The sequence below is a fragment of the Kistimonas asteriae genome (assembly GCF_018263925.1).
Lineage (GTDB): Bacteria > Pseudomonadota > Gammaproteobacteria > Pseudomonadales > Endozoicomonadaceae > Kistimonas > Kistimonas asteriae.
The window spans coordinates 1-24,239 of sequence record NZ_JAEVHF010000020.1; the positions used below are offsets into that span (position 1 = coordinate 1).

General features: G+C 46.7%; 17 protein-coding genes and 1 pseudogene. 8 read left to right on the forward strand and 10 right to left on the reverse strand.

Translation table 11 applies throughout. The features are described from left to right. Window positions 1-122 (forward strand): annotated as a pseudogene (locus tag KHS78_RS18725) (IS1595 family transposase); the annotation flags it as partial. Window positions 123-505: 383 nt separating this feature from the next. Continuing rightward, window positions 506-1,258 carry a hypothetical protein gene (locus KHS78_RS18730; RefSeq protein ID WP_211830225.1) on the forward strand — a complete coding sequence of 251 codons (753 nt, stop codon included), beginning with the start codon at window positions 506-508 and terminating at the stop codon, window positions 1,256-1,258. Between the two features lie 245 nt (window positions 1,259-1,503). Here KHS78_RS18730 and alr read toward each other — a convergent pair whose 3' ends face one another. Then, on the reverse strand, window positions 1,504-2,706 hold the full coding sequence (gene alr / locus KHS78_RS18735; protein ID WP_211830226.1) for an alanine racemase: 1,203 nt from the start codon (window positions 2,704-2,706) through the stop codon (window positions 1,504-1,506). A 515-nt stretch (window positions 2,707-3,221) separates the two neighbouring features. Here alr and KHS78_RS18740 point away from each other — a divergent pair. Continuing rightward, window positions 3,222-4,025, forward strand: a complete 804-nt coding sequence (locus KHS78_RS18740; protein ID WP_211830227.1) for a C2H2-type zinc finger protein — start codon at window positions 3,222-3,224, stop codon at window positions 4,023-4,025. Between the two features lie 131 nt (window positions 4,026-4,156). Here KHS78_RS18740 and KHS78_RS18745 read toward each other — a convergent pair whose 3' ends face one another. Next, the gene (locus tag KHS78_RS18745) at window positions 4,157-6,190 is read right to left on the reverse strand and encodes a hypothetical protein (protein ID WP_211830229.1); all 2,034 of its coding nucleotides are present in this window, start codon (window positions 6,188-6,190) and stop codon (window positions 4,157-4,159) included. 1,204 nt (window positions 6,191-7,394) lie between these two features. On the opposite strand from KHS78_RS18745, the gene KHS78_RS18750 reads away from it, so the two are divergent. Next, entirely contained in the window at window positions 7,395-7,655 is a 261-nt protein-coding gene (locus KHS78_RS18750) for a RebB family R body protein (protein WP_211830231.1), read from the forward strand. A gap of 240 nt (window positions 7,656-7,895) precedes the next feature. On the opposite strand, the gene KHS78_RS18755 is transcribed toward KHS78_RS18750, so the two are convergent. Continuing rightward, on the reverse strand, window positions 7,896-9,161 hold the full coding sequence (locus tag KHS78_RS18755) for a RidA family protein (RefSeq protein ID WP_211830233.1): 1,266 nt from the start codon (window positions 9,159-9,161) through the stop codon (window positions 7,896-7,898). Window positions 9,162-10,313: 1,152 nt separating this feature from the next. Between KHS78_RS18755 and KHS78_RS18760 the strand changes: the two genes are divergently transcribed. Continuing rightward, window positions 10,314-10,883: a cytochrome b gene (locus tag KHS78_RS18760; protein WP_211830235.1), complete on the forward strand. Its 570-nt coding sequence runs from the start codon at window positions 10,314-10,316 to the stop codon at window positions 10,881-10,883. Window positions 10,884-10,984: 101 nt separating this feature from the next. Here KHS78_RS18760 and KHS78_RS18765 read toward each other — a convergent pair whose 3' ends face one another. Next, window positions 10,985-11,680, reverse strand: a complete 696-nt coding sequence (locus KHS78_RS18765) for a class I SAM-dependent DNA methyltransferase (RefSeq protein WP_211830237.1) — start codon at window positions 11,678-11,680, stop codon at window positions 10,985-10,987. A gap of 908 nt (window positions 11,681-12,588) precedes the next feature. Between KHS78_RS18765 and KHS78_RS18770 the strand changes: the two genes are divergently transcribed. After that, entirely contained in the window at window positions 12,589-12,771 is a 183-nt protein-coding gene (locus KHS78_RS18770) for a hypothetical protein (protein ID WP_211830239.1), read from the forward strand. A 329-nt stretch (window positions 12,772-13,100) separates the two neighbouring features. On the opposite strand, the gene KHS78_RS18775 is transcribed toward KHS78_RS18770, so the two are convergent. The 4 genes from KHS78_RS18775 to KHS78_RS18790 all read right to left on the reverse strand — a co-directional run bounded on the left by KHS78_RS18775 (window position 13,101) and on the right by KHS78_RS18790 (window position 18,616). Then, a complete protein-coding gene (locus tag KHS78_RS18775; protein ID WP_211830241.1) occupies window positions 13,101-13,628 on the reverse strand; it encodes a hypothetical protein in 528 nt (175 codons plus the stop codon). Window positions 13,629-13,792: 164 nt separating this feature from the next. Further along, a complete protein-coding gene (locus KHS78_RS18780; protein ID WP_211830242.1) occupies window positions 13,793-15,040 on the reverse strand; it encodes an esterase/lipase family protein in 1,248 nt (415 codons plus the stop codon). A gap of 239 nt (window positions 15,041-15,279) precedes the next feature. Next, window positions 15,280-17,001: a DUF2339 domain-containing protein gene (locus tag KHS78_RS18785; protein ID WP_211830244.1), complete on the reverse strand. Its 1,722-nt coding sequence runs from the start codon at window positions 16,999-17,001 to the stop codon at window positions 15,280-15,282. A gap of 190 nt (window positions 17,002-17,191) precedes the next feature. Then, a complete protein-coding gene (locus KHS78_RS18790) occupies window positions 17,192-18,616 on the reverse strand; it encodes a hypothetical protein (RefSeq protein WP_211830246.1) in 1,425 nt (474 codons plus the stop codon). A 581-nt stretch (window positions 18,617-19,197) separates the two neighbouring features. On the opposite strand from KHS78_RS18790, the gene KHS78_RS18795 reads away from it, so the two are divergent. Then, complete coding sequence (locus tag KHS78_RS18795; protein WP_211830248.1) at window positions 19,198-19,875, forward strand: DedA family protein; 678 nt, start codon at window positions 19,198-19,200, stop codon at window positions 19,873-19,875. A gap of 77 nt (window positions 19,876-19,952) precedes the next feature. Here KHS78_RS18795 and KHS78_RS18800 read toward each other — a convergent pair whose 3' ends face one another. Further along, complete coding sequence (locus KHS78_RS18800) at window positions 19,953-21,296, reverse strand: FAD-dependent oxidoreductase (RefSeq protein WP_211830250.1); 1,344 nt, start codon at window positions 21,294-21,296, stop codon at window positions 19,953-19,955. A 299-nt stretch (window positions 21,297-21,595) separates the two neighbouring features. Here KHS78_RS18800 and KHS78_RS18805 point away from each other — a divergent pair, with 299 nt between their 5' ends. Continuing rightward, window positions 21,596-22,561 carry a zinc transporter ZntB gene (locus KHS78_RS18805; protein ID WP_211830252.1) on the forward strand — a complete coding sequence of 322 codons (966 nt, stop codon included), beginning with the start codon at window positions 21,596-21,598 and terminating at the stop codon, window positions 22,559-22,561. Window positions 22,562-22,647: 86 nt separating this feature from the next. Here the strand turns inward: KHS78_RS18805 and KHS78_RS18810 are convergent, their stop codons facing one another. Further along, window positions 22,648-24,060, reverse strand: coding sequence for a Na+/H+ antiporter NhaC family protein (locus KHS78_RS18810; protein WP_211830254.1), 1,413 nt, complete (start codon window positions 24,058-24,060; stop codon window positions 22,648-22,650). Between the last annotated feature and the right edge of the window lie 179 nt (window positions 24,061-24,239).

Here is a 24,239-nt window from a genome sequence, read left to right on the forward strand (position 1 = left end):
ACTGTTATCGATTTAACCGGCGCTTTGATTTGAAGGCGATGGTATCAAGGCTGGGTTACATGGCTGCGCGAACCTGCCCCATGCCAGCAAGGCTTCTCAAGCTGGCTGAGCCACAGTGGTAATCAGGTTCTTTAATGGCATACTGGGTCGCTATCAAGTCACAGTACATGACGCTGTATCCTATATCTCAACCACACAAAACAAATACACTTTCGCGTTTTATTCTTTCAAACGAAAGCTTAATAATATAAATATCCGGCCACATACACCATCCAACTCGACCCTTGCCAACAAGCGCCCTCATCAAGACAGTACACTCGTAGCAAGCCCTAGCCAGGTAATAGATCCTAAGCAGACACGATACCCTTTATTTCTAACAGGCAATGATCCTAAACTCAGACTCTGCGGCCTCATTGATCGACACCAATGTCTGATAGATTCTTTTTCAAAAGCCAATGACATCGCCTTAGTGTACACAGGAGGTTTTGCCTGCCTGCGACACTGTATGGAAATGATCCAAAAATACCCTGAAAAAAATATACAACTGGTCGTTTCAGATAACAGCTATGACTGCCAACAGGCTTGGAAAGCATTAGCATGCTGCTTTCAACAGGCTGAAACAAAAAGTGCTTTTCTGAGAAATGTTGACAATATTCATTCTATTGATCCACGCAACCCTGGAAAAATCGCCCCTGAAGGCCGACTTGCCGCATCAATTTGTGATGATGACGATAGAACCGATCATCGATGGATAAGTGTCCCATCAAGGGATTATTATCATTTACCCACTGCCGAAAGAAAAACCACAAGGCTAGATCAGTATTATGAGCCCAAAAGCCAGACTGACTTTTTTAATGACATATTGAGAAATGATGCATGCTTTTTAAAGTTAAAAGCATTTATGGCCAACAACTTCCATTTTCACCCGGCAGACTGGAGCAAAGAAAATGCCATGCGTCCGATAAAAGAGCTTTTTGGCAAAAATTTTTCATACGTTGTAAACGCATCGAATATTGCTGCATGTTTAGATGAAACACTTGAGCATGAGAAAAGTACAAACAACCAATCGGCCATTAAAGCAGCACACGATTCAACAATCCAATTTAATCGTAATATTAACGATCTACGCCCGATACTCACCCTAAAAGTTGAACGAAGAGACCTAACATTTTCTGGTTCAGATACCACTATCGTATTTAATGGACCATTAATATTCAGCAAACCTCTCACCACAATACGCATTCAAGATAGATTATAATCTGTAGTGATATTTGCAAACGTGTGCCTTTATTCGCTGTTTAAACCACACAAATAGAGCAAGCAAAAAACATGATGGGTAAACGCAAGAAATTTTTCGCCATGTCATGACGAGACTCTGCCGCATGACAGAAAAATAGGCCAAAGCAGGTACCGATAGCGCCCCCTACCGGTACCTCTTGCAAGAAATATCAGCTCATCACGTGATGTCTACACCGCGGCAGACACAGCGGATTCATACATTGCTTAGTTAACATACACCTTGTCGTTGGTTTGCCCCCACTGAGTATAGATTTCAGGGAGGATCACATCCGCATGCTTCTCCCATTCTGAACTGAGAATGGCATCTTTGTTTTGTACACCAAACAAAACGACTTCATCGCCGGGTTTAACCCCTTCAATGTCCGTCACGTCAATCATGGTGGTGTTCATTGAGATCACACCCTTGACCTTGGCGCGCTGGCCATTGATCAGGACGTCAGCGTTATTCCCCATCTTGCGAGGATAAGAATCACTGTAACCCACCGGCAGGTTAGCCAATACCGAGTTACGGGTCAGTTTAACCGTGGAATCATAGCCAACCGTCGCATCCTTGGGAAAATCCATCAGCGACGCAACCTTGGTCTTGAACGAGAAGATGGGCAGGAATTCCGGGTTCGTTGGTTGGTCGCCGTACAACACACCGCCCGGTCGCACCATATCAAAGTGGGCTTCCGGTACGTTAAGCGTTACATAAGAGTTGGCTGCATGAAGGGTCACATCTTCACGCTTCAGACCCGCCTGCTTGATAATGTCCAACGCATCCTTTTCAAAGGCTTTAGCTTTGGTCAGTACATCCTGCCGGTCATAGCTTGGGAAGTGCGTCATAATACCCACAACCTCAATGCCCGGTACCTGTGCAATTTGAACAGCCTCTTCGATGCTGTCTGTACCATTACGGCTCATGCCGCCATGGTTAAGCGCCAGGTGCACTTTAATGGTTTTATTGTATTTTTTGGCAAGCGCTGCCAGCTGTCTAGCATGGTCAAGATCACCCACCAGTTCTTCGACATCTAACGCGATGGTTTTTTCAATTTCCGAAATCGGCGCAGAACGCACCCGAGCCAAGGCACCGGTAAACCCGTTTTCACGCACCACAAACAATTCAGAATTACTGGTAACACCAATACAAGGAATGTCATTTTCCAGGATGGTTGGCATTAAACCCGCAATACCATTGCCGTAGGCATCAGCCTTCATGATGGCGCAGATTTTGGTGTCAGACTGGATTTTTGCTTTAACGTCATCAATATTCTTCTGGAATTGTGTCAGGTTGATTTCCAACCAACTGTTCGATGACACAGCCGTCGCGGAATCTATTTTCTGAAGTGAGATATCAGGGGCGGCCTGTGCCTGCATTGAAAACAAGGCCGTAGCAATCGCTGCACATAAGAGGCTGTGTTTGAACATTGATCAAAATCCATTATTAAACATGATGCACGACAAAAGCAGCCAGATTATTAGTCCCGGGGCTACTTTTCAGAATCACCGATGCATAGCATTAAAGGTACGCCCCGCAGCAAACTCCGAGGCACCCAAACAGGACTCACCATGACACAACCCTGGTGTCGTTCGGTCAGGAATTTAACGTAGTAAGTTGCGGGTAATACGAGACGCGCTGATTCAACCACAACACGGCATATGCATAATTGATTTACATCACAAAAGGTACCTTGGTACCGGCATTGTTACCCATACCGATGTTACATAAGCCCAACGGGCTAAAGCATTCTGCGGACTATCTAATTATCTTCCCATGCAGCTCAATAAATAGACCATCCAGCAGCTGACCTTACTCAGTGGACTCTGCCGGAATTTCATCTCCTGCGCATTGAACCACGTTGACAATGGTGCTAACCCTCGTTGAACTGACAGGAGATGACCCTGTCATAACTGGATGTTACCATTCTCAAAATGACTCAAGCATGCTGCCAAACACCCACTTCCTTGATGAGATAACCGCGGTTGCTACAACTCATGAGATAATGCAACCAAGCCTCGAATACTTATATTGGCAGGTCACGCAAGCGGAGTCGGCAACTCACCTGGCTCTGGATACAACATCCTCAACACCTAAAAGATGGGTCAGTGACAGAGGGTTAATAGCGCAGGAGGAGGATGAACCTCACGAACTTTTAGTACCTTACGACCCAAACGTATTACTCCCGTTTCAAAGTCCGGCATCACATGCACCACTGGAACAATTATCTGCTGATGGTGTTTCAAGAACGCCTCCAGCAACATCTTCATCAAATCAATCTCATACCCAGACAGGCAGTGTTGACCCTACACCTTCATGTTCATACCCAGTGACTGATCAGACAGCCCCCCTTATTCAAAACACCAGTTCCAGCGATCAATCGAATGATTCAACCGAACATTCATCCAGTGTGGATAGCCATCCAGCCCCATCGAAAACCGATGTTGAAACAGATGAATTCACATGCAGGATCTGCGGTTTTGACGGGCGATCAAGGCGCCGCTATCGATACCATTTACTGCAGCGCCACAGTGTAGGCTTGGATTATAAGCCACAACTAAAAAAGCAATTGCGTTGCATCAATTGTCCTTTCACCACAGATCGAGTCGATACACTGCGTCGGCACAGCCGAATTCATATGACAAAAGAACAGCGTAAGCTATTCAATAAATATCATTGTCCTTTCTGTGATTATAAAAGTGACAGATCTGACCATCTAAAAAAACACGTTAAGACTCACAATAAATAGTCACTTTCTTATACCGAACTTGATCTGCGTCCATCCCGAAATGATGAATAGTTAATCAAATCATGTCTGTTGAGACTATCGATTAACGTTACTGCCAGTAGGACTGGGGTATTTTGATATCCATTTTATCATTAAACAGCAGTTCCCTCCTCGATTCGCAGCACGGTAAGCCTTTCTTCAAGGGACTCATACAAACTGTGCAAAGCACCTTTCACCATATCATAGGCTATATTTGCTCTATATTGTTGAGCAGAAAGGTCAAAGAATCTTCTGACACACCCCTCCGGGGATAAATAGTGATTATCCATTATTCGAGTCAGTATCTGCTGACACTCTAATTCACTTAATGGCTGCAGTTTCAAAAGCCTTATGGCCTGTAGAAATGACAGGTTACCCTCTTTGACGTTATGATGCAGGAATGGAGCAATTGATTTAGCACACCCAGAAACACCAAATACCATAGTACCAATAACTTCAATATTCGCAATCATCTTCACACTTGGACAGCTACTCTGACATTGAAAATAACATTCTGTAAACAATCCAATAAAACCATTTTTTAACCCACCTAAATAATGCCCAATCTCCCAACAGCTCGTTAAGTTAGCCACTGTGACATTACTACGCATACACTGACTGGCAAGATTCATTATCATCGTTTCTTTCTGGCTACCCGTTAAAGCATACGATTGAGGCAACTCTGTTAGGGGGGATACATTCGTTTTCGATGCAAGATCTATCCTAGTGCTATCCTTAGAACCCAAGGAGACATATTGCTTCCCCTTCACAAGACAGGCAGCTACAGTATTTGCCCCCTCTGTGATAACCAAACGCGAGTTTTCAATAAATGCTTCAAACAATAAGTCTGACAACGATGAAATACAGTCAAAAAACATTCCTTCCGGCACAGCTTTATTAATCAAAGATAATTCTTCATTGCTAAGCTCATTTAATACAAAAACAATCGTCTGTATATTTTTTTGTTTTTGCTCATTATAAAAAAAAGTTTCTCCAAGCGATTTCATAAAAACAGAAACCAATGAACACTTTGATGCTCTAAACATGTCATGACGAAGACCGTATATTACAAATAAGTTAACCGCTCCTTCACGAACCCGTTTTAGACAGTTAGTTAGCGGCGTAACTAATTCAGTGGATGAAATTTGACTTTGAATCTCATGTTTCAGAGCCTCAACATAATCACCACCAAACTTCAATTCAGCTATTTGCTCAAGAGTCGTTTGCCCACTAACAATCAATGCAGCATCACTCACATATCTACACGCTTCCCTTTTAACTTCACTGACATTTATTTCATAGTGCCCGAATTCAACTTTTTTAAAACGTTCGTCATTTCTATACCAGATTGCTCTATCTATAAGTGACCACTTGTAAGGAGTTAATGATAAATGACAACCTATGAGACCCGTCATAAGAAGACACTGAAACTGCTGGGGAGCTATCCCACTAAAAAAAAGAGTTATCTCATGATTCCAAAATTCGATTCTTGACTCCGCTGAGACTAACAAATCATACAAATGATACAATTTAATGTTATTCGCATATCCAGACAACGCACAATCAATAACGCCCTCCCTCTGTCCTTCACCAAACTTAATATCAGGTAACACAACCTCCATTTTTTTTCGCACATGCTCCTCCCAGTCAGAAGTTTCTTTCAGATTAAAATCTTCACTTATGACAATATTGTCTGCATCAGAATACTCCTCCTTAAACAGTATCTTTAAGGTTTCCTCGCAGCAAGGACAGGAGTAAACCATCATGACATCTCCTTCATAATGAGTCTCAGCCACCAAATTACGCATCATTCTTACAGAATGTATTTCATCACCAAAACTCAGAGGTGCACTACTAATACCAAGACCAATTCCTAATACTTTCTGCGAGTTCAGCAGTTCAACATATCGGTCTCTAACACTTTTATCACTAGCTCTCGAAAGATTGGCAACGGTTTGCAAGGGTGGCTCTACACAATACCCTTTCTGCGGTGATCGGCGTCGCCGTATCGCTGCCTGAACAGAAACATCATCACTGCTTTCACTTTCAGGGTTGGCTTCCCCCCCCTCATCACTGCCAGGTCTTATCCGAGTAAATGCAAGATGCCTAGATGGCTGATAACTAAAACTTCCAGATGCCGTTAACATTTTTCTCTCCCAAAAAATAATTCATTTTTATTTGTCCGAAGAGCAGCATAAAAATTCCCATCAAACCTAACAACTTTGGTTAGCAAATGATGGTTACATCCAAGACACTGTATTTTTTAAGAAATCGTACGTTAATTAGACCATGCGTTCATTTCGAAAAAATACCCCTTCGAGGTTATTGTATATGCGCTCATCGGAGCCAATACAAAATTTAACTTCTCCTGTTTTTATCTATTACTGACATGATTCATTGGTTCTAATTCTTGCAACAAAGCGCCTAACGCATATCGGAACTTTTATAAAAAATTATGTCAAGTGGTAGGACAAACCCAAAAAAAGGGATATTTTAAATGGATTCAACTCACATGCGTGTTAACTTGGGAAAGGAATCGAAATCAGAAAACCCACTCAAATCAGAACTTTCACGTAAACGTACAAACACGAGAGTCTGTGGGGTTTCACTTTGGTATATTCTTGCGACTGGGTTGGCGTCAGTCGGACTCTATTTTTCTATGCAACTTGCTCCACCCACATGGAAGCGTGATACCCCTATCAATAGTCGTAGCGTAGGTAAACTTCCAGCCAGTTCACCTATGCTATCAGCAAACTATACATTCTCAGTAGCTAACCAATGTCCACTGCTGGATTTGGCTCGGCTTGAGCAATCTATTCAAAAATGCCACTAGGCACAGTGCCTTGACACCGTTGAATATGCCGAGAATTTCAGAAAGCTAATCGCAGTATGGGATAGTGGAATTTTTGAAGAATGCAAATAAATTGATTGATTTGGATACAGACTTTTTTGTTAGACCCTCCCAACAGGATTTTAACTCAATTGATGCTTATGGGAATGGTAGAAAAACGCTTACTTGTTATCGTAGCAGATACAAAAAACAAAGACGATGAATATCCCTGGAGCGAATATAATCAAGCAGACTTTAAATATTAAACACGCCCCCAAAAAATCATCGTAAATGACATCCCCTAGAGATAAAATAACAATCGCTTAGTCTCTAAACCCTGAATCAAAAAATAATACTTTCCAACGATTATTAGAAATCATTGCGTTATTGACAACAACTATACTGGGTTATTTTATTTATTTTACAATATGTTCTAAAGTTTACACTGCATAATCATCAATGTGTTAAAGAGTGCTATTTAATCTCCACATATATAAACAAGGTGAATAATGGAGTGTGCAATGAACAATGGAAAAATCATTAACAGTACTAGCGACCCGTTAATTTACAGCTCATTAAATATAAAGTCAGATATTACAATTAACAGCTTGTCTTTAGTAGCTAAACCAAAAAAACTCACATCTGTTAGGGATAGAATATCTCCAACTAGCAACATGACTATCGGACAGCAGCAAGCAGACATAATGTCGCAAGCTTCAACCGTTCAAGGTATTAATAAGATTCTGACTGCAAGAGGGCTGGAGCAACTGGACAAGATCTAAAAAATGTAAAAATCACATGCAACACAAAAATACTGATTGCGTGAAAAAGGAATTACTCCCCTATGTATTCCCTTTAGGCTATTCAAACTGCAGGATTACTAGCATTAGATATAAGCACATTCCTGAAAAATCACAAAACTGGAAAAGCAACTTACCGCTAACAAAAAAAGACCCCAGCCACTGTAAACTGAATTAAGCTTACAAAAACTGGGGTGTCATATAACGGGAATTAGCTACCCATTATGCGTTTGGCGGAGTACCTTCACCGTTAGAAATAACGGCATCGATTTGCACCAGGGCATCCATAGGAATAGCGGAAACACCAATGGTGGTTCTTGCAGGAAGATCGCGCTTGAAGAAGGTTGTGTAAATTTCGTTTACAGCATCAACATCAGTGATATTTTTAACCTGAACATTGATTTTCACAACATCGTCCATCACGTGGCCGATGCTTTCTACAATGGCCTTGATGTTGGTCAGACATTGTCCAGCCTGCTCTTTTGCACCACCATCAACCAGCTTGCTGGTTTTAGGATCTACCGGTAATTGAGCGGCAATGTGGTTGTAATGAGAAAATGCAACGGTTTGTGTGTAGAGCGGGCTCTTGGGTGCATTATCTGTATTATTTGCTCTGATGACGATGCCGTGACGATCTTCCACTTCCTGCGGAGGAGTACCGTCTCCGTGAGACACAACTGCATCAATCTGTACCAGTGCATCCATTGGCAAACCGGAAGTTGCCACGGTGGAGCGTGCAGGCACATAGCCTACGGTTCTGGCGATAGCGGAGTCTGGGAAAAAGGTGGTGTAAACTTCGTTTACGGCGTCAATATCAGCGGCGTTTTTCAGGAAGATATTGATTTTAACGATATCGTCAAAAGGAACGTCAATACTTTCCAGAATGTTTTTGATGTTTCTCAGGCACTGGCCTGCTTGCTCTTTAACACCACCGGCAACCATTTTTCCGGTTTTAGGATCGACCGGTAATTGAGCGGAGATATTGTTGTAATGAGAAAATGCGACAGTTTGCGTAGAGACAGAACTAATAGGCGCATTTTCAGTATTTTTAGCCACTTTTACGAGATCGCAAGGTGCCTGTGAAGGTGTACCTTCACCGTTGGAAATAATGGCATCAATTTGTACCAGCGCACCTTCCAGAGGCAAAGCGGCAACTGCGAGAGTCGTCCGTGTAGGGAAATAGTTTTTGAAAAATGTTGCGTAAACTTCGTCTACAACGTCGACATCTGAAATGTTCTTGAGGAAGACATTGATTTTAACAACATCGTCCATTACATGGTCGATACTTTCAACAATGGCTTTAATATTTTCCAGGCACTGCATTGCCTGCTCTTTAACACCACCCGCTACAACGTCACCCGTTCTAGGGTCTACAGGTAATTGAGCTGAAATATTATTGTAATGAGAAAAAGCAACCGTTTGTGTAGAGACAGGACTGATAGGTGCATTTTCAGTATTTCTTGAAACCTTAATAATATCGCCACTCATATCACTATTTCTCCTAGTTGAAATTGCATAAACGCACAGAGACAACGCGTTGGCATTGTCTGGTTATGTAAGCGTCATCAGGTACCCCCCGGGCTACGCCTGGCGTCACAGAAAGCCTTTCCAGAGAGTCCATAGGGATGTATTCCACGAGCAGCGTATGCTTGGCATGGGAAAGATCGTGGGGTGTACTGGAACCCACACATCCAACAGGCACTACGTAAGGAAGGTATAGTCGTCAATTCGGCGGTAGACAGGTGCCCATTTTATCGGGGGAAGATCATACTCATACCTTATTACGTGAATTCAGTTTGAGCGAGCCTGAAACGGTTTAAGATACAAACATCTTAAGACGTAGTGTGTAGTGTATAGAATACAAATGTCGTACTTTCAAGTAATTGATCTGAAGCAGTAAAAATGGACATCCGACCCGGATGTTTTAGCCAAACCGATACGCTGGGACTCATACATCCCACTCCCTGGCTACTGGCGAAATACTGGTTTTCGCTGCCTGCGTCAAGGCTTTGGGGGTTGAAGCCCAGTGAATGATAGCCCGGAGACCTGCGTGCCACTGAACTATATTGAGAAACTGATTACCGCTGTCTAGAGTTGGAGATTCACGAGATCGTGGCAAATTTCTAACTTGACCAGACTAAATTTGCTGTCGATTGTGCCAGCGTGCTCAGCGTCTCGTAAACGTGTCAGCTACTGCGTTTGATGCCTGGCGACCCAGGAGATCAAGAGCCGCCATCATTCCAATATCTGAACAGTACAGGGCGAGCAATATGCATTCTTAACGTGCCCACGACCTGTTGATTCATGCTCTTTTCTGCGGGGGCTATCACTCACCGTTTGTTGTGACTTGCATATTCGTAATATTCTTTGAACTATGAACGCCCTACAGACAGCGATTTGAATAAAAATTTTTGATTATCATAGAAAAATTATCAAGCTAGCCAGCCATTCAAACAAGCGAACTGGAAGCAATCAGAAAACTGTTATAAAAGCCCTATAAAAACAGTCTGCACGTCTCTAAAAAGTACTGCACTCGGCTTGGTAACGCTCACTTTTTGACTGGAATGGCTTCGACAAACTCACTACCAAGCAGTTACTCTATGCCAAACGTTTATGCCACTAATAAAGAGGAAGAATAAGATGCAACCGGATAAGCCAGACCAGTTAAGCCTCGTTACCATTGCGCTGCACTGGCTAGTGGCACTCAGCATGATCGGCATGCTCGCTATCGGCGTCTATATGGTAGAAACGGAAACCTACAGCCTTTATTCATGGCATAAGTCATTCGGCGTTCTCATTACCTCGATTGTCATACTGAGAGTGCTCTGGCGCATAAAAAATGGGTGGCCGGTTCCTGTCAGTCAATACAAAGCCATTGAACAGAACCTTGCCAAGGCCATGCACTGGATACTCATTATTGGCACGGTGCTGATGCCCCTCTCCGGCGCGCTGATGTCTGCATTTGGCGGTAATGGTGTTGATCTGTTTGGGCTTGAGCTGGTGCCACGCAACCCTGACCCTGAAAACCCTGGCAAGGTGCTGGCACATAATGGTGATATTGCCGCCTTCTGCCATGCTATACACCATTGGTTGGGGTATGTCGTCATTGGTGCCGTGGTACTGCATATTACCGGCGCATTAAAACATCATGTTATCGACAAGGATGCCACATTGAAGCGAATGCTTGGTTCCCGAGCTTATAGCGAATGATGTAACAAGGGCTCTACCGGAAAATTTCCCAGGCGCCTGTTGGATTGACTGGGAAATTTGCCTGGTAGCAAGTGCGCCTAGCTTTGCGCCTTATCGTTGTTTTATTTTTTTACGCAGACAAAGATGGCATTGCCTGACCGCTTATCCCAAGGCAGGATTTTGTCGTAGTCGTGCTCAAACTGATACACGTCAAAGCATGAAGATAATAGCTGCTGCAGTTCACCGAAGCTTACCGCCACCATCGGGTGCTCATCGTGCCATAACTGCGTAACCTGCCGGTTACTTTTCTCAATACTGAGCTTCAGCGATTGTTTGTCACCACTCCCACAGTAATTCCATCCTGAGCTGAAAACAAAGTGGCTATCATCATGGTCCGCAGTATGCCTGACAACGAAATGGTTGTTTATCTTATTCTTTTCCACCGCATTGAAACAAAATACACCGCCCTGATTTAATGCGGTATATACACTGGCAATACAGGTTTTTAGCTTTTCAACACCATCACTGTAGTGAATCGAATAGAGAAAACAGGTAATTATATCTACGCGTTGTTCGACCTTGAACTCACACATATTCTGCAACAGAAAATGGGCTTCAGGGCAGCGTAACTGAGCCAGATCAAGCATTGGCTGATTGATATCAAGACCACGGCACTGGTAACCGTTATCAATAAAGTATCGAATATGGGGCCCTGTGCCACACGCAAGATCCAGATGATGGTTTCCCTTATTACCGAATAATTGATGCAACCTGTGTACGTAATCACTTTGTGCTTTGTAGTTAATGTCCGCGCACATCAAGTCGTAATAGCAAGACAGGTCAGTGTATAAAGCATTGGATGGGAGAGTAACCAAGCGGATTTACCTGGAAAATTTGGGGTGGCGCATACTATAACAATTGCTTTTATTTGCGAAGTCTATTCTTGCCTAAGGAAACTGCGAATAAGTCCCTTTTTCCCAAAACAGTACCAGTAATACCAAGGATTACCGAAGGTGAGGGTGGACTTATTCGCACCTTCCCTAGTCAACTAAAAAGCATAAATGATTATAAAACTAGCCAAATATAAACAAATAATAATCAGGATCCACATAACCTGTCCTGAACTATTTTTTCGGCTTCTGAACTTATCCTGTCCGGTGAGATCAATACCTGTGCCCAAAAAGCCAGACGGATTCGAGTAGTACGCCCTGATATCACGGCATCGCGCAATGTGTTTACCAGACTTATCTCTGCGGTAACGATCGCCTAACGGCAAGGATTATGCGTATCGCAACATTGGTCGATTTCAGCTCAGAAAGAGCGCAACTCACCCGACAGTACTTAATGCTGGCTATCAACGCCTGCTTCCCTGCAAGATTAATGGGGACAGCGGCTTTGTGCCTGTTACCGCTAGAGCCTTTCCATGGCATCTTCTTGAACGACCTGGCACCAAAAACGTCATTACTGCCCCATACCTTATCCATCACTATCTTCCCAACATCCTTCTTCAGGAAAACCGCCTTGAAACGTATATTACACCTACGCGAATAGGTATTTACCCTTGCCGCAGATCAATACTATTCCAGTTTTCATAGAGGATAATGCAGTCAGGGATGGCCATCTTTAGGGGCTGACAACAACAAAAACGTCAACAACAAGAATTGCCCCGAATCGGCCTGACACCCTGCGAAAGCAGGGTTTTCTTTATGTGTAAGGATGAAAGACCATGGGTAAACCGACACTCTGTCATATGGTTGCCTATCTCAAACGTATCGGTGTGATCTTGAGCCCTCTGAATAAAGAGGCCATTGAATCAGCCTACTATCGCAGTATCTACCAGGTGTTGCCACGGGAGCAGACATTGCAGGCCATCGCCCTGCAACCGCGGAAACACTACCACCGCCGTTAAGCGCGCTCCACTAACCGTTCCAGGGCAATCTCCCACTCATCACGCATCATGGCTGGGCATTGCCCGGATCGGTTTTCGCAAAAAACAAGATACTTACAAATGTGACCCGCGACTCTACTGCCTACCTGACTTCACCCATTTTCAATACGGTCAGTCTCCGATGCCGTGACTTTATTGAATAGCCATACACCGATAATCAAAGACTAAGAAACTGTTTGGTAAACACACTTTCCGCTCTAGGGAAGGTGCGAATAAGTTCACCCTCACCTTCGGTAATCCTTGGTGTGACTGGTACTGTTTTGGGGAAAAGGGACTTGTTCGCAGTTTCCCTAGACAACGCTCAACTGGGCATTCTTAGTCCAAAAGGCATCCAGCATTTCAATCAATGTATGCATGTTTTTCTTCAATTGTTCAACACAAGCTGCGTTAAGCGTTATTCTGGCGACAACTTCACCCTGTTCATTATTAATTTCACGTATAAACACACAGGGCTCTACTTCATCATCCAGTGCTTCCTCAAAGCCATTTAACTGATCAAGCAAGCGCTCAATGGCTATTCCCTTAGGGTTAAATTGAATCATGTTGTTATCGCCATTTCTAAGTGACAGCTCTATCATCATCTTTCTGGCTTTTGTTGACGCAACTTCCTCAGGTGGATTCGATGTTGATATTTTTCTCTTTTTTCCGATTCCGGACGATGAGGAGGCTTGTGGTTGCAAGGTAGCTTCAAGGGCAAGCTGCCCTTCCGTACTCCTTACACAACGACTGTCTGCTGACGTTCCAGCTATTTCGGCAGTAGCCTGTGTCATCGAATCCGTTGTACGTGCTCCCTGACCTTCAGTTATGGGGTGACTCATTATGCGAAATCCTTTCAATGTTGTTAAACACTTGAGTTTTACATTGTTTTCCCAAACGTTTGACTGACAATTTGGTAAGGATCACGGACAAACAACATAAGAAAACACACAATAAAGGGCCCCATTTTAGGGGCCTTTCAGATAGTCTGTCTTTCGAAAAAACACTATTCCGGCGTCAGCCATCGCACCAGCTGCTGGCTGACTTCCGCGCTATGCAGCAACGCCATATGATTCGTACTGTAGGCAATGAACTGCGACGCATCATCAAAGGCCAGGCATTGATCTTCCCTGTCACTCGTCCCTAGTGCACTGTGCAGAGGCACCAGGCCATCACCAATCAGGCGGTCCACCAACACACTCCGCCTGGCCGCTGTCGTGGCCGCCACGGAATGACAAGCCACCCCTTCCGGCAGCGACACCTCCTCTCGCGGGTCGTGGCTGCAGTGAAAACGGTCACGTCCTTCCCAGTCCTCATCGCGCACATGGCCGTGGCGCAGATCGGTGATGCCGGCACTGCGCAACCGGACAAGCCTGGCAAACGGCGCCGTGTAGGGCGTTATTCCCAGGATGGAATCCAGCCAATTGCCCGCCTTCTCGAGCGGCGCGCCATGGTGTGGCGTGCCAAGGAATACCATGTGTTTCAGGTGTTCCGGCCAGCGCATGGCAGCCTGCTGCCCATAGTAACAGGCACTACGAGTGACCAGCCCTCCCATGCTGTATCCGACGATGGTCAGTTCTTCAACCGGCTTAGGCCAGTGGGCGACCAGCTGCTCCAGCCTGGACGACAGTTCCCGACCATTGATTGAGGTATGTAAACCGGAGTTGTATCGCAGGTAGACCGGGGTATAACCCAGGGCGACCGCGAGGGCTTCTCCCTGATCGACGCCATCGATGCCAGTCGGCACACGCCACTGTTGATCATTCATGCACAGGCCGTGTACCAGCAGCAGTATCTTACCGGTGACGCCTGACTCCTGAGGCATCACCTGGTTCTCCAGCGTTGCCCCCTGATACCGCAGGCACATGGCACTGGCAAAGGGATGATGGCCGGCAACCAGCCGATCTCCCATCACACCATTCAATGCAGCCAGTACGGCATCCCGTTGAAACGTACCTTCCTGGGTGTCATCTGGCGTATCCAGATACGGGTCGAGCTTTGCCAGCGCGGCATCCACACTACCGCCGACCAGACGGGTGATACCGTAAACACTTTGGTAAACACCACCGGTCAGGCCACGGGTCTTATCCGACATGCTGCCACTGGGCGCGCCCAGTGTTCGCCAAACCGATTGATGCACACCTTCCACGATCCGGGTAACACCGGTTGTCGCCTCCGTGGCCAGACGGGCCAGCCCGCGCAGGTCGGACGCATAGAGGTGCTTACGGGGTTTTCCGGTAACCGGTATGGGCATGATTCGGATTCCATTGGCGAGATTGTGGCGACAGGCCTGTTGTCGCAATGTCCGCCATTAAATCATCGTGGCGGCAACATTGCATTGCTTTGCCCGGGAATAATGGGGAAAAAGAAACCCAAAACCTTCTTTTTCCCCCACAAGCCAAAGCATCTCTGGTCTCTGAACGTCCAGAGCCAGGAATCCCATGCTCACTGCTCATCAACGCCTGATTGAACCCGCCAGCACAACGCGATGAATCAGTTTTTATCAGCCAGCTTGCCATTAACGACGGATTGGTAAAGAAAGCCGCCCACATACAGGCAGACACTCAAGACCAACAGTACAAGCACACGCACCATTGAATTGGCGCCAGACAAGTCAAACAGTATGACCTTGAGAGCAGCGACAGTAAAAATAATCAGTGCTGACTTCCCAATGGTTTTATCTTTAACAATCAAGGCCAATAACAACAGTGCAACACCATACACAGCCCACACGGCAGACAAGTAGATATCCTCTTTTACCCATGCAACCAGGCAGGCAATAAAGCCCAGATGGCCAGCATAAAGCATTAGCGTAGCGTTACTCGCAAACTGTTCCCGTTTAGTCGCAAACCAGTACATGCCATACAGCAATGCAACATAAACAAACAGCGCAACGATCGGCATGGGCGTTTTCAGATCTGTATCCAGTACTACATCACGCAGCAGCAAGCCATAACCCAGTAAGAACAACCCACCGCAGGCTAACATCACAGGGACTGCAGCCTGCTGATTCCCCCGTAATCGGGAGATCAAAAGCACATAGATAAATGGCGTCGATAAAACTGACCAGGGCAGCCACATCCCCGGAATTTCAGAAAGGAAAACCGCATGCACAACAACCCATGAGCAGTAATAACTCACCAGTACCGCGCCCTGTGACAGAGACTCCTTACCCTGATAGAAACGGCTCGCACAATAATATAAAAACCAAACCAGTACGCCACTGCCCAAAGCGAAGTAATTCACCAGATCTGGAATATGCTTTGCAAGAATGGCGTATTCAATACCGTAGAAAATAAACAGCGCCAAACCATGAGCAAGTGTCGTATCTTTTTCTATAGGTGATTTGTGATATAACGAGAAAAGCACCGTGTTTCCAGCAAAAATGACAAACTGCACAAGCTGGTAGCCCGCTGCCAACTGCCATTGATGACCTCCTGCACCGCGCCAAATCAAATCAAATCCCAAAATGGCCAGATACATTGGCAGCAAATAAGTGATACGCCGTCCGTCAAGAAGAGAGCAATACGAGAACAATAAGCTCCAGGCACTGTAGTAAATCACCAGGTCCAATAATTGTGGATTATCAGAATGAATCAGAAAGGGGCTGGCATAAATACAGATCTCTGAAAAAATCAAATAAACACTATTATTAAAGCGGCGGCTGAGCCAGATACCCAGCAAGGTTGTCATCGCCACCAGCGCGGTTGCGGGGCCATGTGTATAAAACCCGTAATTCAAATGCACGACAAAAGTCGTTAGGTAAAGGACCACCAAACCTACTGCCGGCAGATAAGCGGCATACTGTTTATCCTTTTTATCAAAATAAAAACTGCCGACAATCAGTGCAATGCCGCTCAAATACGCAATGGCGATTTGACGAACGGGTGTTAACCAGCCGGTGTCATACACAAGCTTGAGAAAATACACCGCTGCCAAAATAAATGTGATACCCGCACACCAAGCCATGATTTTACTTGTGGCAAGCGAGTCGTCTGTTTTAGCGAGTTTGAGGTCGTAACCATAGTCTTCATACTGGACAGCGGTGGAGTCCGACTTATTCTGCCCCCGCCCTGTTGGTTCCGCATGCGATATTTTTTCCTGGGTAGATCCGGACTGGCTGGCAGGATATTGATCAAACAATCGCTTTTCTATATGTGCCAGGCGACTCTCTAGTTTTTGAATTCTTTGAGTCAGTTTATCAAGACCATCCATGTCGCTCTCCAACACTCATTTCTCAAACGAATTTTTATATAAAAATGAGCTTAACCAACTCTCTCTTCTAAAGCACGAACCTGTTCCCCCCCTTAAAACAGGACGCATTCCAAAATGGGCGAAGAGCGCTTTTTGCGTTTCCCTGCTGTCTTGTTAACGTCTTAGGATCGCCCTTTATATTGGCTGTTGATTACTTCAGGTCTTTGTAGTTCTTATACAGCCTGTTCATGATTTTCGTGCATCCCTTATCATCAAAATACCTTTTCATATCCTTATGGGTTTCCTTCGCCAGAAAGCCACCGATCAATAATCCCTGCCCCAGGGTTTTGATGGTGCTTGTCGTCTCTCCAGCTGCATTCATGGAGTCATACCAACCATAAGGCGTCTCTATTTGGGGAAAGGTTTTCCTGGCTTCTAAAGCCATCTCAATCGCCACGTCGGGATCGACCATATAGGCTAGCCCGATCGTTCTCGGCGTTGCAGCATCATACGGTGTGTTTTCTTTTTTAAGGGAAAGTGCCGGTACACCAAAATTGTAATACCCGCCATGGATTCCGGTACAGGCGCTTAACATGAAAGGTAGATTGTGTGCCTTCCTGAAATCGTTATGTGCTCTGACGAAGTTTTTAAAATAGCGAAAGGCATCGCCTGTAAATTTCTCCTGGTCCAGCCAGATCATGGGTACCGTTGGATAATACAGCGCGCCTGATCCACTCTGTAACGAAACAATCTCCTCGCCAGTTGTCAGTTGATAATCCGTGATATCCAGCACCAGGCGCGTAAAGGCGGTTTCCGGGATCGCCGCGTTTCCCAGGTCCTTCGTCAATAAAATACCTGCGATTACCCCAGGCATGGCCTCCTCAACGAAAGCGGTAGTATGCCGTTTGAACTTCTGAAGCTTGGTATCCCAACTTTTATGCATCAACCCTTCAGCCGGGTCATAGAATTTACTCCAACCTACCGCCTGCCTTTTCAGCAAATCACTGGCCAGCTGTGTAATCTCTTGCCTGACGGGATCCTCTGAATCGTTATAAGCGCCAATGATGGCCATTAACGTAAATACCAGCTTGGAATTGTTGGCGGTTGAAACCGTATCCGTGCCATTTTTAAAATCCTTTAGGATGTAGTGCCCCCCATGCAAAAGCCCCTCCCAGCCACTCAAGGTAAATAACGTACTCAGTACTTTCTTTATTCTTTCGTGGGCCTTGGTTGTGTATTCCCCACCCACCTTGGACATTTCCAGAAGTATTGTTAAATAGGTCGAGATATATGTTGTTTTCACATAGTCCCTTCGACCGATAATTTCCCCGGTTTCCCTGTCTACCTCGATATTCCCATAGGGGAAACCTGACACCGGTTCTACACCGACTCCATCCCTGAAGTAATTTAAATTATTGTCCAATACTGCCCTGATCTCCTGTGGAAAAACTCTATGCCTTACCTTCAGGTGGTCTATTCTGTCGACCGTTCCGGAAACATCGCCCAGGCCAGTATTCAAGAACCCTCTATCCTGAATCCATTTATCACTTGCTCCCCATGCAGCCGAGCACAATAACAGGCAGAAAGAAAAAACAATCCGCAAACTAATACCAGAAAACACATACAGAGACTTCATAATCAGTACCACGATGTTTCAGGAAGAAGGCTCTCCCTCAATATAACCGACGACTCAATGGTAACGTACGCATTCCACACGAAGTGAGCGCCAGCCATTGGACGACACATGCACAACAACTATAGTTCAGTGTTGAAATAGCCATTGGAATGTTCCCTCCCTCACTTCTGTCTGAATTCCGCAAAGTAAAAACGGATTCATCACGTCGGATATTTATAGTGATTTGCAAACAGCGCATGTTCTAAATCCAAACACTTCCACCTTAAAAAACTGTCCAATACTGAAAATCGCATCGTCGACAGAAATAGTGTCAGAAGCGTAGTTTTTGCTTGCTGCCAGCGTGGTTGCGCCTTACTCTCTCTCCTGCATGTGATCCGTAGCCTGCTATTACGCTTCCGGTCACAGTATGTCGGTTTACAGCTATATCGGTGACCGCGTACGGGAGTTAGCCTACCCTCTCAAGCTCCCTTGCAAAATGTGACGCTGAACGTTTTTATCCCTGACACACGTCTGGTGAATCTTCTCCCTCACCTATTAGAAAACGATGTCACTGAACCACCTTTACGACAAGGTACACGTAGATGCTTGATTCCTTTGTATCTATTTTCTTAGCCCTGTGGCATCAGGATTTTGTCGCCCTGCAGAACCCTGAAAGCATGGTCATGATCTATGTTTGCCTGACCTTTGTGATCTGGCTTGAGAGTGCCTTCCTGCCTGCCGCACCGCTGCCCTGTGACAGCGTGGTGATACTGGCCGGTACCCTTGGCGCCATGGGTGTGATTGATTTTAAGACCATTGTAGTTTTATTGATTCTGGCAGCTGCCATAGGCAGCTGGTTCGCCTACCTCCAGGGACGATGGCTGGATCACCTGCCACGCGTCAAAGGCTGGGTGCACAAGGTGCCTGCACACCGGATGCAAACCGTTGATAACTTGCTGAATCGCCATGGTGTGATTGCCCTGTTCGTTGCCCGGTTCATTCCCGTCGTTCGATCGCTGTTACCGTTAATGATGGGATTGCGGGTCAAGAACCAGAGTCGCTTTTTCCGTTTCGCCGGGCTCAGCGCGGCAGCCTGGGTGGTGCTTCTGACAGGTATCGGTTACACGCTGACACTCCTGCCCGAGAACATTGCCCGCATCACCACTATGGTGTTGATGATTGCGCCGTTTGCGACCCTGGGACTCGCCATCGTGAGTGTGGCCACAGGTTCGGTCATTCGTCGCTATAAGAAAGCGCCCCCACTGCCTGCGGTTGAATAAACCGTTGGTACAGGCTTCTGCAGTATCAAACTGCAGACGCCTGGCAGTCATTGACCGCTCATCAGGCATCGCTGATGCTAACCCCATAATTTCTGCCCAAGAACCTTAACCATAATACCCGGCGCCAGCAGCACCAGCGGGCTTTTCAAATAGGTAAAGACTTCAATAAACCGTTGATGTACCACCCTGTCCCTGCCTGCCAGCTTCATGAGCGCCTTGAGGTAACCATTGGTCATACCAAGACAAAGCGGGCGCTTTCCCCGGGTTTCCGGATAGATGAAATCAGGGCAGGCAGCCATGTGCCAGGGAACAGCCTTTCCCCTGGCTATCATTTTTTGTAACTGCATCATACTGGAGGCGGATAAGTCAGCAGTCGACTTTTCCAACACGCTTCGGAGTGCCTGCACATCTTTTAATGCCGCCGTTATCCCCTGTCCGTAGATCGGATTAAAACTGCATACGGCATCACCAATGACAACAAAATGGCCAGGCCATTGTTCCATACGGTCATAACGCCGCCAAAGACTCCCAGGGCACCGATAACTGCACGGTTCGCCTACCGGTATGGCTTGCTTGAGCACCCTGTAGATATCCGGCTGCGGCAGGGATTGGGCAAAGTCCAGATAGCCGTCCAGCGCCATAGGCGCCACTTCCCCACCACCTCCCACCAGGGTAGCCATCCACTCATTGCTCCCAATGGGATAGATCAACCCGCCCCGCCGGTCATTGGGAGGTTCCGCATAAATAGACAGAACCTTCCAATCCAGCGCATCGGACACTGCGGGAGGGAATCTGAAACGACGGGTGGTGTAGGCAACCTGGACACTGATCTCATCCTGCACGACACGGGCAATACCGGCGTTCTCCAGCCATCGAGGTGTGTGGGTGCCGCGCCCACTGGCATCAATCACCAGTTCGGCTGCCAGTTTATGGGTAATGTCAGCATTCTCACTGCCTGGCACCTTGTAGCAAACACCCGCAACGTGGTGCCCTGATGCAGACATGAACAGGCCTGTCACTCTCGCCGGACTTTCAATCCGGATATTGTCGACAGCCAGCACCGATTGACGCACCTGCCATTCAAACCGGGAGCGATAGCACCAGCCCATGTCGATACCGGAATGAAACCGGGTCTTCCACACACCGAACTGGAACCACTTCAGTTCACTGGCAGTATCTGCCGGGACAAGCCCAAAAGCTTCCAGATCAATCGACGGTAAATCAAGCAACTGTTTCAACAGTTCAACGCCGCTGGGCAGCAATACGTGAGCATGAGCCCCCTGCCCCACCCCTTTATGAAGACCGTTCTCGTCGTTCAGCGTGTCCTTTTCCAGCAGGATCACTTCCTCAAAAAAGGGCGCTATCGCTTTAGCCGCCACCAGCCCCGCCACACTACCGCCAATCACCACTGCCCGCTGCATACTGCCTGTCTCGATCAAACGGAAAAAGAATGTCGCCTGAATACCGGTGATCTGCTGCCAATAGCCCAGCTACCTGCGACAGATGACAGCGAATCAGTCTAAAAGTAGTTAACCTCGGGGGATTGCAGCGTTATTCTCATGGATTTCTGAAGACTGATAGCCCTATGTATTTTCATTCTCTCCCAGCGCCTTGATCTTCTCTTTCATCAATGTTGGCTACCCTTAGCCACAGCCTGCTGATGATTGCAGGGATATAACATCCGGGTTGCTAGTCATTGCCTGAGAAAGAAAGGTAAGCCATGTCCCATTGCTTTGTTTATGGTTTTATTCTGGATAGACAATCGAATGCTCAACCACTGACATCGGATCAAATCTGTCACTGGCATACAGGCGATGGTCTGCTTTGGGTACATTTGGACTATACGAACCGAGACGCTCAGGAATGGGTCAATAACAGTAACCTGCCCGATAATGCAAAATCATTATTACTTGCCAGGCGTACGCACACCGGCGCACACCGAACCCGGGATGGACTACTCCTCTCCCTGCGCGCGATCAACCTGAAAGCAAGCCCGAAAGAAGACGATATGACATCAGTTCGAGGCTACTTTACCCCACACAGCATTGTTACCGTCTCAAACCAGACGATAGCTGCCGTCAGCAGTATTGCGAAACATATTCAGGAGGGGTTTGGTCCCCAGACCACGGGGAGCTTTATCATCGCGCTCTGTGACCGACTGGCAAATCATAAAATCACCCTGATAGACCTGCTGGATGACAGTGTGACAGACCTTGAAGACAGGGTGCTGACCGAGCATGATCCGGCGCTGCACAATGATATTGCCGTGATCCGTCGGCAGGCTGTCTATATCCGGCGTTATGTTGCTCCTCAACGCGATGCCCTGATCAAACTGATGACCACGGAAACGCCCCTGCTCAGCCTGACTGACCGTCAGAAATTACACGACATCAAGGATAAGCTCACCCACGTCATTAATGACCTTGATGCCATCCGTGAACGCGCCAATGTCACCCAGGAAGAGCTGATGATTTTGCAGTCGGATGCCTTGAACCAGCGGGTCTATCTTCTCTCCCTGTTCACAACCATTTTCCTGCCGTTGAGTTTTCTGACCGGCCTTCTCGGCGTCAACCTGGCCGGTATCCCCGGCTCTCAGGACGAACGCGCCTTCTTTATTTTCTGCGCCGTGCTCTTCTTGCTGTTTCTTTTGCAACTCCTGTTTTTTTATCGCCGAAAATGGTTATGACGCTGGGCATTATCGCAGTGATGGCCTGGAGGACTCATAGTGTATGGTTTCCCCCTTACCTGCCCCTGAAAAAATCCTGCGCAATCTCACACCATGAATCCCATAACGCCAAAACCAAACAGGGACAAACCGGCAGACACCAACGCATAGGGCAACTGGGTACGTACATGATCAATGTGATCTGTCGCTGAGGCCATTGAAGCAACAATCGTGGTGTCACTGATAGGCGATGCATGGTCACCAAATACGCCCCCCGATAAGACTGCAGCGATGAACGGTGCAAGAGGCGCTGACACAGCCTGGGCCAGCGGAACAGCGATGGGCATCATAATCGCGAACGTGCCCCAGCTGGAGCCAACCGAAAACCCGATCATCGCAGAAAACAAGAACAACAGCGGTAGTAACAATGCCACTGGAAAATCATGCCCCATTTTTCCCGCAACGTACTGCCCCGTCTGCAACGCCTGAGTGGCATTCCCCAGTGCCAGCGCCAAAAGCAGGATTAGCGCCAGAGGCATCATGCCCGAAGCCCCTTTCATGAACACACTGGTCAGCTCAGTGAGCGATAATTGTCGGTTAAGTAACGCCAGAAGACAGGCTAACATGACGGCAGCCAGTGCTGCAGACAACACACTGGCAGAGCCGGAACCTTTCAGGAAATCCCCCTGCCCGGTGATCCACAGCCCCAGTGGCATCGCCACCAGCATGACCGCTACCGGCAACAGCATACTGATAGCACTGGGCTTCAGACTGGCGTTTTCCTCGAAGGTAAACAGGGATTGATCGATCAACGGTATCCTGCCCGGTGCAAGCACGCGCCCCCCCGCCGCTCTCTGCTCTGCCGCTTTCATCGCCCCCATGTTCCAATCAAACCGTATCACTCCGGCCGAGAGGATTAACGAAAAAATCGCATACAGGTTGAGCGGTATGGCGTATAACAAGACGCTAAGGGGATCCGCGACCCCCATATTGCCCAGCAGAACCAGATTGAATGCTCCCCAGCCATTGAGTGGAATCAGCATGCATACAGGCGCGGAGGTCGCATCGATGAGGTAAGCCAGTTTTTCCCGGGACAAGCGAAAACGATCAAACAGGGGGCGTGAAACAATGCCCGCTACCAGTATCGTTAAATTCGCCTCAATAAAAATGACTATACCAATAAACCAGGCCAACCATTGTGCTCGCCTGCGATTATTCGCCCAACGCCTTCTTTCCAGCCAGTTGATAAAACCGCACACGCCCCCTGTGGCTTCCAGGATAGCAATTAACCCGCCAATGACAAACGTATAGAAAATAACACGTGTATCATCCGGGGATTGAAAGACCTGTATGACTGCATCAAGGCTATGAGCCAGGCCGTTGAACAGTGCACCGTCCAGCAGGATCGTGTGACCAAACCAGATACCTGCAATCAGAGATAGATACACCTGCCGGCTTGTGATCGCCAAGGTAATAGACAATAGTGGCGGCAATACAGAACTCACGCCCAGATCAGCCATGTTTCTCTATCCTGAATTTATGAGGTAAGAAATATAGTGGATCTTGTTAACGAACGACTGAGTAAATCTTATTCAGCAGGCATGGCTTTCATTTCAATGTCGACATGAATTTTTTAACGATCGTAATGATTACAATTCCCCCTTCAATAACTCGTGCAAAGTCACAGGAAAAAGCAACA

Excerpts from the sequence above, each read along its gene's own strand:
- KHS78_RS18730 (WP_211830225.1), top strand. The coding sequence starts at position 506 with ATGGAAATGATCCAAAAATACCCTGAAAAAAATATACAACTGGTCGTT.
- alr (WP_211830226.1), bottom strand. The coding sequence starts at position 2,706 with ATGTTCAAACACAGCCTCTTATGTGCAGCGATTGCTACGGCCTTGTTT.
- KHS78_RS18740 (WP_211830227.1), top strand. The coding sequence starts at position 3,222 with ATGCTGCCAAACACCCACTTCCTTGATGAGATAACCGCGGTTGCTACA.
- KHS78_RS18745 (WP_211830229.1), bottom strand. The coding sequence starts at position 6,190 with ATGTTAACGGCATCTGGAAGTTTTAGTTATCAGCCATCTAGGCATCTT.
- KHS78_RS18750 (WP_211830231.1), top strand. The coding sequence starts at position 7,395 with ATGAACAATGGAAAAATCATTAACAGTACTAGCGACCCGTTAATTTAC.
- KHS78_RS18755 (WP_211830233.1), bottom strand. The coding sequence starts at position 9,161 with ATGAGTGGCGATATTATTAAGGTTTCAAGAAATACTGAAAATGCACCT.
- KHS78_RS18760 (WP_211830235.1), top strand. The coding sequence starts at position 10,314 with ATGCAACCGGATAAGCCAGACCAGTTAAGCCTCGTTACCATTGCGCTG.
- KHS78_RS18765 (WP_211830237.1), bottom strand. The coding sequence starts at position 11,680 with ATGTGCGCGGACATTAACTACAAAGCACAAAGTGATTACGTACACAGG.
- KHS78_RS18770 (WP_211830239.1), top strand. The coding sequence starts at position 12,589 with ATGGGTAAACCGACACTCTGTCATATGGTTGCCTATCTCAAACGTATC.
- KHS78_RS18775 (WP_211830241.1), bottom strand. The coding sequence starts at position 13,628 with ATGAGTCACCCCATAACTGAAGGTCAGGGAGCACGTACAACGGATTCG.
- KHS78_RS18780 (WP_211830242.1), bottom strand. The coding sequence starts at position 15,040 with ATGCCCATACCGGTTACCGGAAAACCCCGTAAGCACCTCTATGCGTCC.
- KHS78_RS18785 (WP_211830244.1), bottom strand. The coding sequence starts at position 17,001 with ATGGATGGTCTTGATAAACTGACTCAAAGAATTCAAAAACTAGAGAGT.
- KHS78_RS18790 (WP_211830246.1), bottom strand. The coding sequence starts at position 18,616 with ATGAAGTCTCTGTATGTGTTTTCTGGTATTAGTTTGCGGATTGTTTTT.
- KHS78_RS18795 (WP_211830248.1), top strand. The coding sequence starts at position 19,198 with ATGCTTGATTCCTTTGTATCTATTTTCTTAGCCCTGTGGCATCAGGAT.
- KHS78_RS18800 (WP_211830250.1), bottom strand. The coding sequence starts at position 21,296 with ATGCAGCGGGCAGTGGTGATTGGCGGTAGTGTGGCGGGGCTGGTGGCG.
- KHS78_RS18805 (WP_211830252.1), top strand. The coding sequence starts at position 21,596 with ATGTCCCATTGCTTTGTTTATGGTTTTATTCTGGATAGACAATCGAAT.
- KHS78_RS18810 (WP_211830254.1), bottom strand. The coding sequence starts at position 24,060 with ATGGCTGATCTGGGCGTGAGTTCTGTATTGCCGCCACTATTGTCTATT.